Origin of the sequence: Pseudomonas sp. B2M1-30 (assembly GCF_025447575.1) — a bacterium.
GTDB classification, from domain to species: Bacteria; Pseudomonadota; Gammaproteobacteria; order Pseudomonadales; family Pseudomonadaceae; genus Aquipseudomonas; species Aquipseudomonas botevensis.
In genome coordinates, this window is record NZ_JAOEJT010000007.1 from 85,998 (window position 1) to 97,773 (window position 11,776).

Below are 11,776 nucleotides of genomic sequence, written 5' to 3' on the forward strand. Positions count from 1 at the left end.
TCCATTCCTTCTTATGCGCCCGTGCCGCCCACGGTGATCGCATCGATCTTCAGCGTCGGTTGACCCACGCCCACCGGCACCGATTGCCCGTCCTTGCCGCAAGTGCCCACACCACTGTCCAGCGCCAGATCGTTACCGACCATCGACACCCGGCTCATTGCCTCGGGGCCGTTGCCGATCAACGTCGCGCCCTTGACCGGCGCGGTGATCTTGCCGTCTTCGATCAGGTACGCCTCGCTGGTGGAGAACACGAATTTGCCGCTGGTGATGTCGACCTGACCGCCGCCAAGGTTGGCGCAATAGATACCCTTCTTCACCGAGGCGATGATTTCCGCCGGATCGCTTTCGCCGCCGAGCATGTAGGTGTTGGTCATCCGAGGCATCGGCAAGTGCGCGTAGGACTCGCGGCGACCGTTGCCGGTGCGGGCCACGCCCATCAGCCGGGCGTTGAGCTTGTCCTGCATGTAGCCCTTGAGCACGCCGTTTTCGATCAGCGTGGTGCATTCGGTCGGGGTGCCTTCGTCGTCGACGCTCAGGGAACCGCGACGGCCGCTCAAGGTGCCGTCATCGACGATGGTGCAGAGTTTCGAGGCAACCATTTCGCCCATGCGCCCGCTGTAGGCGGAACTGCCCTTGCGGTTGAAATCGCCTTCCAGGCCGTGGCCGACCGCTTCGTGCAGCAGCACGCCGGACCAACCCGAGCCGAGCACGACCGGCAACGTACCGGCAGGTGCCGGGATCGCTTCCAGATTCACCAGCGCCTGGCGCAATGCCTCGCGGGCATAGCCCATGGCGCGGTCTTCAGCGAGGAAATAACGATAGTCGGTACGCCCGCCGCCGCCATGGCCGCCACGCTCGCGACGACCATTCTGCTCGACGATCACGCTGACGTTGAAACGCACCAGCGGGCGCACGTCCGCCGCCAGACCGCCATCGGTGGAGGCCACCAGAATTCGCTCCCAGACCCCGGCCATGCTCACGCTGACCTGCTGGATACGCGGGTCGAGGGCGCGGGTGGCGACGTCGATGCGCTTGAGCAGTTCGACTTTCTCGGCACGGCTCAGCACTTCCAGGGGATTGTCCGGCGCATAGAGTTGCGCGACGTCCTGAGTGGTGAACGCCTGCACCTTGCCGTTCTGCCCGGCCCGGGAAATCGAGCGCGCGGCACGGGCCGCCGCGCCCAGGGCTTCGAGGGTGATCGCGTTGCTGTAGGCAAAACCGGTCTTCTCACCGGACTGCGCACGCACGCCGACACCCTGGTCGAGGTTGAAACTGCCTTCCTTGACGATGCCGTCTTCCAGCGCCCACGACTCGGAAATCTGCCCCTGGAAATACAGGTCGGCCGCGTCGATGCCTGGACCGGCCAGATCACCGAGCACGCCTTGCAGGCTCTCGATCGTCACGCCGCCGGGCGCCAACAGGTGATCACTGACTGAGGACAACAACTCGCTCATAGGTTTTACGCCTTAAATTCGTGTTCTGAAGCAGGTCGCTGCGCGCCCTGGGAAAAAAACCGCCGATGGTTCGTCACCGGCATTCGCGCCCGGATGGACGCCTGTTCGCTGCTGTCGCGCTCGGCCAGCAGCACCGCCTCGCCTTGATCCTGTTGCGCCAGCACGCGGCCCCACGGATCGACAATCGCTGCACGGCCGAAGGTTTCCCGTGGCCCCGGATGCGTTCCGCCCTGGGCGGCCGCCAGGACATAACATTGGGTTTCGATGGCCCGCGCGCGGATCAATACGTCCCAATGCGCCGCGCCGGTCACCGCCGTAAAGGCCGACGGCGCGGTAATCAATTCAGCTCCGGCGGCACGCAATTCGCTGTACAGCTCCGGAAAACGCAGGTCGTAACACACCGTCAGACCCAATTTTCCCACCGGAGTGTCCGCCACCACCATGCCATTGCCATAAGCATAGTCATCGGATTCACGATAACGGCCGCGATTGTCCGCCACGTCGACATCGAACAGATGCAACTTGTCATAACGCGCAGCGATTTCGCCCTGATCGTTCACCAGCAACGAGCAGGCATTGGATTTCGCCGTCGGCTGACCGACCGGCGGCAATGGCAACGTGCCGGCCACAATCCATAACCTGAGGTCGCGGGCGGTCTGTTTCAACCATGGCAGGATCGGCCCGTCGCCCAGCGCTTCGGCGCGACCGATGTCAGCGATGTCGCGGCGGCCCATGGCGGCGAAGTTTTCCGGCAGCACCGCCAGCTTCGCGCCGCCGGCGGCAGCCTGTTCGAGCAAGCGACGGGCGTCGCGCAGATTGGCCAGCACGTCGCTCTGGCTGACCATTTGAATCACCGCTAAAGACATGGCGCGCTCCGCAAGAGGTTTGCGGCCATGCTACTCCATCGGTTCAGGGGCTGGCGGGTCAAAATGGCTTGTCGAAGGTGATTTTCGGCTCTTTCCACGGTCCCTTGACGGTGTACTTGACGCTGGCGAAGCGCGACACCCGGTCACCGATCAACTTGTCGATCAGAAACAGCGCGCCACCCACCGCCGGAGCACCGACAATCAGCGCGGCGATCGGCAGATTGTTGGTCACCGGCAAGGTCACCAGCAATTTGGCATCGATCTGATCACCGACCATGTCCAGCGTGCCGTTCAGTTCCAGATTGCTCGACGGACCGGTCACCGTGATCGGTTCGCGGGTCACGTAGACGCCGTCGGTCGCCACCAGCAGGCCTTTCACCCGGTCGTAACTCAGGCCTTTGCCGAACAGGTCGGAGAAGTCCAGGCGCAACCGGCGGCCGATCGAGTTGAAGTTGAGCAGGCCGAACACCCGCAACGCCTGGGCGCTGCCCTCGACTTCGACGAATTGGCCCTTGTTCAACGAGGCATCGAGGGTGCCGGAGAAGCGCTTGGTCGCCAGCCATGCCGGCGAGCCCGGCCAGCGGCCGTCGACGTCCATGTGGAATTCCTCACTGGTCACGCTTGGCGCAAAACCCCAGCCCTTGAGCACATCCGCGAGGTTCTTGCCGCCGATCCGGCCCTTGTACCAACTGCTGGACGCGCCCGGCACGCCCTCCCAGCCGCCACTGCCCTGCAGCTGAATGCCCTTGAGGCCGAGGTCGAGATTGTTCAGGGCGATGCCCTTGGCGGTCGGTCGCACCTTCAGCGACCAGCCGCCGACCAGATCCTGGCCCTGGAACAGTTGATTGATGGTGATATCCAGTGCCGGGATCTTCGTCGGATCGACCGAAACCAGCGGATCGGGGGAGTTCTCATCGGCCAGCTCCGTCGGGTCCGGTGCGGGCAAGCGCACATATTGCAGATTCACCGTAATCGGCGCGCCCTTGGCGTCGGGAATGCCGACCGTGCCCTTGGCTTGCTGGCTATCGAGCGCCAGCGCCCAGGCGCCCGGCTTGCGGTTGAACTGCACCGCCGCCTGATCCAGCGTGGTGCCGAACGCCGTGAGCTTGCCGACCTTGAAGTCCGCGCTGCTCAGCAGTTGCTTGGCGTTGCCGCCCGGATCCTGCCCGGCATACTTGTCCACCAGATCCTGCCAGGGTTTGACGTCCAGTTCCGACAACACCCCGCGCACCCGCAGGCCTTTGGCGCCGGGTAATACCGCGTCGCCCACCCCGAGGAACAGCTCGCCCCGACCATCGGCGAAACTGGTCGGCGGCGCGGCGAACGTGAAATTCGCCAGTTGGTCGTAATTGACCCAATACCGCCGCTCCTGCCCTTGCAGGGTCATGCGGAACACCGTGTCACGCCCGGCATCCGCCGCCAGGCCAAACGGCGCCGGCAGATCCACCGCCACGCCTTTCAGGCTGGAGCTGACCATCAGTTGGCTGTCGGCGCCATCGAGGTTCACTTGCAACTGATAGGGCAGCGTCCCGGATACCGGCAACGGCTGGGTCACGCCCAGCCAGTCGGTGAGTTTCTTGACTTCGACCTGCCCGGAGGCCGCTACACGGGTCTTGAGTTTGCCCGGGCCGCCGTCGGCGAAAATCTGCGCGCTGACCGGTTTGTCGAAAGCCCGGGCACCGATGTTCTGCCCACTCAAGCCCTTGGCGCTGTCGAAACGGAAATCCCCCTTGAGCTGGGTCAGTTCCAGTTTCGGTTCGGCCAGTTTCAACCGTGCATTGGCGGCCTTGAAGTCGACGAGGATCTTTGGCTGGTCGCCTTTGGCCAGAGGAATATCCAGCTTGAGCTTGCCTTGCAGGTCGCCCTCGCCCTCCCAGCCGGCAAAGGTTTCGCCCGTGCCGATCGGTGCCTCCTGAAGAATCTTCAAACCATCGCCCAGGCCGCCGGCAAATGCACCGTCGAGGTACATGTGGGTGTTCTGGCCGCTCGGCACATGGGGAATGTTGACGAAAACATCGCTGACCTGGGTGTCGAGCAACTGGCCTTTACTGGCAACGATCCGCACGCCGCTGTCTTCGATGAACACATCGCCGTTGACCTTGCTGACGTGCGGCCAGCCCGGCTGAAACGCCAGTTCGGCGTCGTGAACCTTGAAGAACAGGCTGATGCTGCGGTCCGCATCGGCGGCGCCCTTGTTCAGCGAGCCCTGATACTGGAAGAAGCCTTGATCCACCGCGCCCTTGAGAATCGCCGTGCGCAGCCATTCATCGAGGGCCGGGCTGAGGACTTCGGGCAGGTACTTGGCGGTGTAGCGGCCATCGCCGTCGACCAGACCGACGCGCAGGTCCATGTAGTCTTCCTGGCTATGGTCGAAGTGCAGGCGGATCAGGAAGTCACCGGCAATCCTGCCTTCCTCGCCAAGCACCTTCAGGTACGGCGCGATCAGGGTGAAGCCTTCCTTGTCGAGCTTCCAGGTCAGCCGGGCATTGGCCTGAATGTACTGCCATGGCTTGGCGAAAATCGGATCGAGGTGCAGGACGAAGTCCTTGCTGTCCATGCGCAGTTCGCCGCCGCCGAGGTTGCCGCTGAGACTGCCGCTGACGTTTCGCGCCGCCGGGGCGCCGTGATAGGCATCGAAACCGACGCGATCAAGATTGGCGGCGAAGCTGAATTTGTTGTCGTCAGTGGCGTTCGGTCGCACATCCAGCAGCACGTTGCGCAAACCGCCGGTCACCTTGAGGCGCTCGACCACCGTGGCGAATCCTTGCGGCAGCGGGCCAAGGGCATTGAGCAGCGGCGTGATCGGCGTCAGATCGAGCCGGTCGGCCTGCAAGTGCCAGAGTTCGTCGACCTTGTCGGTGGCGCGGGTCTGCCGGATTTGCACATGGGATTCCCAGCGTGTCTCGCCGAAATTCATCGCCAGCGAGTCGAGGGTGACCGTCGCCCCCTCGTCGCTGCGCTGGTAATACGCATTGAGCGCTAGATTGTTGATCTGGATCGGCTTGCGCTCGGCATAAGCCCCCGTCACCTGAGGCGCATTCAGGCGAACGGCAGCGCTTTGCAGGCTGCCCTCGGCCCAGTTCACCCAAAGTTCGCCGCCGGCTTTGATCTCGGAAAAATTCCATTGCTGGGTCAGCCGTTCGGGCAGCCATTTCGACCAGTCGCTTTGCGGCAGGCTGACGTAGCCTTCCACCGAGCTGTCGGGCAACTGGCTGGCGCGAATTCGCGTGCGCAGGCTCATTGCCACGGGCTGGCCGTCAGGCAACGTCAGGCGCGCATCGAGGCGTTGGCGACTGGTGCCGGTCTTGAGATTGAGGCCGACGTAAGTGAGGGTCAGCGGTGCGTGATCCAGCGGCTGCAGGGTCACCTGACTGTCGAGTACCGACAGTTGCTGCAGCATCTGCATGCGCTTGAACAGTTGCTCGGGATCGGTAGGCTGGTCCTGCTGCATCGGCAGGCCTTCCAGCGCCCATTGACCGTCCTCGCCTTCCTTGAGGCTGATCTTCAGGCCGTTGAGTTCCAGATGGGCGATGCGCACTTCGCGGGCCAACAGACTGGCCCACAGATCCGGCACAACACGCACTCGATCCAGACGCAACGCGTTGGCACCGTCGCCGACCATCACGTCATGGGCCAGCAGGATCGGGGCGAATCCACTCCAGTTGCCTTCCAGTTCGCCGATCTGCAGCGGCATGCCCAGCGCCGCGCTGGCCTTGGCCTCGACATCGGCACGATATTCGGCCACCAGCGGCGTGAGTTCCCGGCCGAGACTGACGTACAACGCCATCAACACCAGAACCAACGCGCACAGGCCCAGACCCCAGCGGGTCAGTGCGGCCAAAATGCGTGTCAGACGATCCATGTCAGATGGCTCCCATGGCAAAAATACTGCGAAAAGCTGAGGCCAGCCGTTTCAGGAAAAAATGTGATGCAGCGTTTCAGAGCAGCACCACGTCATATTGTTCCTGGGAATACATGGTTTCTACCTGAAAGCGTATGGTCCGCCCGATAAAACCCTCAAGCTCGGCCACGTTACCGGACTCTTCATCGAGCAGGCGGTCGACGACTTTCTGGTTCGCCAGCACGCGATAACCCTCGGCCTGATAGGCCCGGGCCTCACGCAGGATCTCGCGGAAAATCTCGTAACAGATGGTTTCCGGAGTTTTCAGCTTGCCCCGGCCCAGGCAACTGCTGCACGGCTCGCACAGCACCTGTTCAAGACTTTCGCGGGTGCGTTTGCGGGTCATCTGCACCAGGCCCAGCTCGGTGATGCCGATGATGTTGGTCTTGGCGTGATCGCGCTCCAGTTGTTTCTCCAGAGTGCGCAGCACCTGACGCTGATGTTCTTCATCTTCCATGTCGATGAAGTCGATGATGATGATCCCGCCCAGGTTGCGCAGGCGCAGTTGCCGGGCAATCGCGGTGGCCGCTTCGAGGTTGGTCTTGAAGATGGTTTCTTCGAGATTGCGATGGCCGACGAACGCGCCGGTGTTCACATCGATGGTGGTCATGGCTTCGGCCGGGTCCACCACCAGATAACCGCCGGACTTCAGCGGAACCTTGCGCTCCAGGGCTTTCTGGATTTCGTCCTCGACGCCGTACAAGTCGAAGATCGGCCGTTCGCCCGGATAGTGTTCCAGACGATCGGCGATTTCCGGCATCAGTTCGGCGACGAACTGCGTGGTTTTCTGGAAGGTTTCCCGGGAGTCGATACGGATTTTCTCGATCTTCGGGCTGACCAGGTCGCGCAACGTGCGCAGCGCCAGGCCAAGGTCTTCGTAGATCACGCTCGGCGCGACGATGGTCTTGATCTGTTCGTTGATCTGATCCCACAGGCGCCGCAGGTAACGGATGTCCATGAGGATCTCGTCGGCACCGGCACCTTCGGCGGCGGTGCGCAGAATGAAACCGCCGGCTTCCTTGATGCCCTCTTTCGCCACGCAATCGCTGACCACCTGCTTGAGGCGCTCGCGCTCGGCTTCGTCTTCGATCTTCAGGGAAATGCCGACATGAGCGGTGCGCGGCATGTACACCAGATAACGCGAAGGGATCGACAGTTGCGTGGTCAGCCGCGCGCCTTTGGAGCCGATCGGGTCTTTGGTGACCTGCACCACCAGGCTCTGGCCTTCATGCACCAAAGCGCTGATGCTCTCCACCGCCGGGCCTTCACGCAGGGAAATCTCCGAGGCATGGATGAAGGCTGCGCGATCCAGGCCAATGTCGACGAATGCCGCCTGCATGCCCGGCAGCACCCGCACCACCTTGCCTTTATAGATGTTGCCGACGATCCCGCGTTTTTGCGTGCGCTCGACGTGTACCTCTTGCAGCACACCGTTTTCGACCACCGCCACGCGCGATTCCATCGGCGTGATGTTGATCAGAATCTCTTCACTCATGGCAGGGTCTCGTTCAGGCATGTTCACGATAATGGCCGCATCTTCATCCGTACGCCGCTTACTGCGCGTTCAGGGTTTGCCAACAGGGTATGCCGAAATGGCCGAGCAGTTCTGCGGTTTCGCAGACGGGCAAGCCGACGACCGCCGAATAACTGCCGTTGAGCCCCGCCACGAACACGGCGCCAAGACCCTGAATGCCATAACCGCCGGCCTTGTCCCGTGGCTCGCCGCTGGCCCAGTAGGCGGCGGCTTCTTCGTGGCTGATCGGGCGGAAACGCACCAGACTGCGCACCACTTTCGATTCACAACGATCACCGCCCATGACGGCAATCGCAGTCAGCACTTCATGCTCCTTGCCGGACAACATCATCAGCATGGCGCATGCGTCGGCTTCGTCCACCGGTTTGCCAAGAATTTTGCCGTCGAGCACCACGGCGGTGTCGGCGCCCAGCACGCAGAAAGCCGCGTCGGACACTACCGTACGCCGGCCGGCCTCGGCCTTGCCGCGCGCCAGGCGCTCGACATAAGCCGATGGGGACTCTGCGGGAAAAGGGGTTTCATCGATGTCCGCGCTGATGGCGGTGAACGGTACGCCGATCTGCGTGAGCAGCTCACGTCGACGCGGCGACCCGGAGGCGAGGTAAAGCGGCTTCATCAAAAACATCTCCCTGTTTGGCGCCCTGCCTTACCGAGTCAGTTGATTTTGTAGCGTCGGCGCAACCCACGCAAAGCGAAGCTGACCCACGGCCAGAGCAAGGCACTGGTGAGTGCCGGCAGCACCAGCGCCAGGGTCGGCTGGCGGTTGCCGGTCAGGGCGCTGAGCCACAATTGAACAAGTTGGGCGAGGCCGAAAATGACCAGGATGACCAGACTCTGCTGCCACATCGGGAACATGCGCAGACGTTGCTGCAGCGACAGCACGAGAAAGGTAATCAGCGTCAGAATCAGCGCATTCTGACCCAGCAACGTGCCATACAGCACGTCCTCGGCCAGGCCGAGGCAGAACGCGGTCACCATGCCGACGGTCTGCGGCATCGCCAGCGCCCAGAAGGCCAGCAGCAAGGCGAGCCACAGCGGACGCAGGATTTCCATGAATTGCGGCAACGGCGACACGCTGAGCAGCATGCCGATGGCAAATGTCACCCAGACAATCCAGCCGTTTCGCGAAGCTTTGACGCCGGCCATTATTCTCGTCCCCCAGTGGTGGCAGGTGCAGCGACCGGCGGCTTGGCAGCAGGTCGTGCGGTGTGAGTTGCCGCCGGAGCAGTGGCAGCCGGTGCGGTTGCTGCGGGTCTGGCGGCAGGCTTGGTCACCGGTTTGGCCGGAGTAGCCGGGGTGGCGCTGGCCGGGGCCGCAGGCGTTGCAGGTGGTGTGACCGGCGAAGCCGCCGCTGCCGGGCTGTTGATGGTTTTCGGCACCGTGGCCGGAATCACCGGACCGCCACCGAGGGCATCAAGGTTTTCCTGCGCCTGGGCGGCATCGTTCGCGCGTTCTTCGGCCGTGCGGTTATCGCTGAACACCAGCAGCAGGTAGCGGCTGCGATTCAATGCGGCGGTCGGCACGGCGCGGACAATGGCGAATGGCTGGCCGGAGTCGTGGATCACTTCCTTGACCGTCGCGACCGGATAACCCGCCGGGAAACGCTGACCGAGGCCGGAGCTGACCAGCAGATCGCCTTCCTTGATATCCGCCGTATCGGCGACGTGACGCAGTTCCAGACGTTCCGGGTTGCCGGTGCCGCTGGCAATGGCACGCAGACCGTTGCGGTTCACCTGCACCGGAATGCTGTGCGTACTGTCGGTCAGCAGCAAGACGCGGGAGGTGTACGGCATCAGCTCGACCACCTGGCCCATCAGGCCCCGGGCATCGAGCACCGGTTGACCCAGCACCACGCCATCGCGCTCACCCTTGTTGATGATGATGCGATGGGTGAACGGGTTGGGGTCCATGCCGATCAGCTCGGCCACTTCGACCTTTTCGTTGACCAGCGCGGAGGAATTGAGCAACTCGCGCAGCCGAACGTTCTGCTCGGTGAGGGCGGCAAGCTTCTGCATGCGGCCCTGCAACAGCAGGTTTTCGGTCTTGAGTTTTTCGTTTTCAGCGACGAGCTCGGTGCGACTGCCGAACTGACTGGCGACACCCTCCCACAGCCGTCCGGGCAGGTCGGTGATCCAGTAAGCGTCCATCAGCACCAGCGACGCCTGGCTGCGTGCGGGCTTGAGCAGACTGAAGCGGGCATCGACCACCATCAGTGCGACCGACAACACGGCCAGCACCAACAGGCGCACACCCAATGAGGGGCCTTTGGCGAAAAGCGGTTTAATAAGCCGCTCCTCCCAGGCAAATGTTCTGTTTATTCATACGGCATCAAACCGGCCTGGATGAAGACTGACAGAAGATAAACGCCAACGGGCAGCACTGCAAAGTGCTGCCCGTGCGTTCACCCACGTATTGCGCCCGGCGACGTCAAATGGTGTGAAAGCGTCGCGACCGAGTCGCAGCAGCTTTCACGCCATTTGATCATTCGCTGGAGAGCAGATCCATGGTGTGCTTGTCCATCATTTCCAAAGCACGGCCACCGCCGCGAGCCACGCAGGTCAGCGGGTCTTCGGCAACGATCACCGGCAGACCGGTTTCCTGGGCCAGCAGCTTGTCGAGGTCACGCAGCAATGCGCCACCACCGGTCAGCACCAGGCCACGCTCGGCGATGTCGGAAGCCAGTTCCGGCGGCGATTGCTCCAGAGCGCTTTTCACGGCCTGAACGATGGTTGCCAGGGACTCTTGCAGAGCTTCCAGCACTTCATTGGAGTTCAGGGTGAATGCGCGTGGAACGCCTTCGGCCAGGTTACGGCCACGAACGTCGACTTCGCGAACTTCGCCGCCCGGGTAGGCAGTACCGATTTCCTGTTTGATGCGCTCGGCGGTGGATTCGCCGATCAGGCTGCCGTAGTTGCGACGCACGTAAGTAATGATCGCTTCGTCGAAACGGTCGCCGCCAACGCGGACGGATTCGGCATAGACCACGCCGTTCAGGGAGATCAGCGCGATTTCAGTGGTACCGCCACCGATATCCACGACCATCGAACCGCGAGCTTCTTCTACCGGCAGGCCGGCACCGATCGCGGCAGCCATCGGCTCTTCGATCAGGAACACTTCACGGGCACCGGCACCAAGGGCCGATTCACGGATGGCGCGACGCTCAACCTGGGTGGACTTGCATGGAACGCAGATCAGCACACGAGGGCTGGGCTGCAGGAAGCTGTTTTCGTGAACCTTGTTGATGAAGTACTGCAGCATCTTTTCGCAGACGCTGAAGTCGGCGATCACACCGTCCTTCATCGGACGAATGGCGGCAATGTTGCCCGGCGTACGGCCGAGCATGCGCTTGGCTTCGGTGCCGACAGCGACGACACTTTTCTGGTTACCGTGTGTCCGAATGGCCACAACCGATGGTTCATTCAGGACGATACCGCGCTCGCGCACGTAAATAAGGGTGTTGGCAGTGCCCAGGTCAATGGAGAGATCGCTGGAAAACATGCCACGCAGTTTCTTGAACATGGGAAAGGGACCCTAGGCAACGCGTGGGTAAAAAAGTGCGGCAAACTCTAACAACGACAGGGATTTTGGGCAAGGCGCCAATATGTTAAATTGGCCGCTTTTCTGCGCACCAAGCCCCACAATCGCGGCCTTATGACCGTAGAAGTGCGGTAGTGTTCCGACAAATCAACACACGGACGCCGTCCGTCCTGTTTTCCACTGGAGAATCCCGATGGCGCTAGAACGCTCCGACGTGGAAAAAATCGCTCATCTGGCCAGCCTTGGTCTCAATGACGCCGATCTTCCACATATCACTTCGGCCCTCAACAGCATTCTCGGGCTGGTCGACGAAATGCAGGCTGTCGACACCGACGGCATCGAGCCCCTCGCCCACCCGCTGGAAGCCAGTCAGCGCCTGCGCGCCGACGTCGTGACCGAGAGCAATCATCGCGAGGCCTATCAGTCCATCGCACCAGCGGTCGAAAACGGCCTGTATCTGGTTCCGAAAGTCATCGACTAAAGG

The 11,776-nt window shown here is 62.3% G+C and carries 9 protein-coding genes; 1 reads left to right on the forward strand and 8 read right to left on the reverse strand.

Going from position 1 to position 11,776, the window contains the following annotated elements; all coding sequences use genetic code 11:
- Positions 1 to 11: 11 nt before the first annotated feature.
- From tldD to mreB, 8 genes are all read right to left on the reverse strand, one after another.
- Entirely contained in the window at positions 12 to 1,454 is a 1,443-nt protein-coding gene (gene tldD, locus N8H74_RS15715; RefSeq protein ID WP_217830976.1) for a metalloprotease TldD, read from the reverse strand.
- 5 nt (positions 1,455 to 1,459) lie between these two features.
- Positions 1,460 to 2,320 (reverse strand): carbon-nitrogen hydrolase family protein, encoded by an 861-nt coding sequence (locus N8H74_RS15720; RefSeq protein WP_262148650.1) that lies wholly within the window; start codon positions 2,318 to 2,320, stop codon positions 1,460 to 1,462.
- Between the two features lie 58 nt (positions 2,321 to 2,378).
- Entirely contained in the window at positions 2,379 to 6,182 is a 3,804-nt protein-coding gene (locus tag N8H74_RS15725) for a YhdP family protein (RefSeq protein WP_262148653.1), read from the reverse strand.
- 76 nt (positions 6,183 to 6,258) lie between these two features.
- Positions 6,259 to 7,716 carry a ribonuclease G gene (gene rng / locus N8H74_RS15730; protein WP_262148655.1) on the reverse strand — a complete coding sequence of 486 codons (1,458 nt, stop codon included), beginning with the start codon at positions 7,714 to 7,716 and terminating at the stop codon, positions 6,259 to 6,261.
- Positions 7,717 to 7,774: 58 nt separating this feature from the next.
- Positions 7,775 to 8,371 carry a Maf family protein gene (locus tag N8H74_RS15735; protein ID WP_217830980.1) on the reverse strand — a complete coding sequence of 199 codons (597 nt, stop codon included), beginning with the start codon at positions 8,369 to 8,371 and terminating at the stop codon, positions 7,775 to 7,777.
- A gap of 38 nt (positions 8,372 to 8,409) precedes the next feature.
- Positions 8,410 to 8,901, reverse strand: coding sequence for a rod shape-determining protein MreD (gene mreD, locus N8H74_RS15740; protein WP_217830981.1), 492 nt, complete (start codon positions 8,899 to 8,901; stop codon positions 8,410 to 8,412).
- Positions 8,901 to 10,040, reverse strand: a complete 1,140-nt coding sequence (gene mreC, locus N8H74_RS15745) for a rod shape-determining protein MreC (RefSeq protein WP_262148842.1) — start codon at positions 10,038 to 10,040, stop codon at positions 8,901 to 8,903. The genes mreD and mreC overlap by 1 nt, the downstream gene beginning before the upstream one ends.
- Positions 10,041 to 10,236: 196 nt before the next feature.
- Positions 10,237 to 11,274, reverse strand: a complete 1,038-nt coding sequence (mreB, locus tag N8H74_RS15750) for a rod shape-determining protein MreB (protein ID WP_002555108.1) — start codon at positions 11,272 to 11,274, stop codon at positions 10,237 to 10,239.
- Positions 11,275 to 11,485: 211 nt separating this feature from the next.
- Between mreB and gatC the strand changes: the two genes are divergently transcribed.
- Positions 11,486 to 11,773: an Asp-tRNA(Asn)/Glu-tRNA(Gln) amidotransferase subunit GatC gene (gene gatC / locus N8H74_RS15755; RefSeq protein ID WP_044461215.1), complete on the forward strand. Its 288-nt coding sequence runs from the start codon at positions 11,486 to 11,488 to the stop codon at positions 11,771 to 11,773.
- Positions 11,774 to 11,776 lie beyond the last annotated feature (3 nt).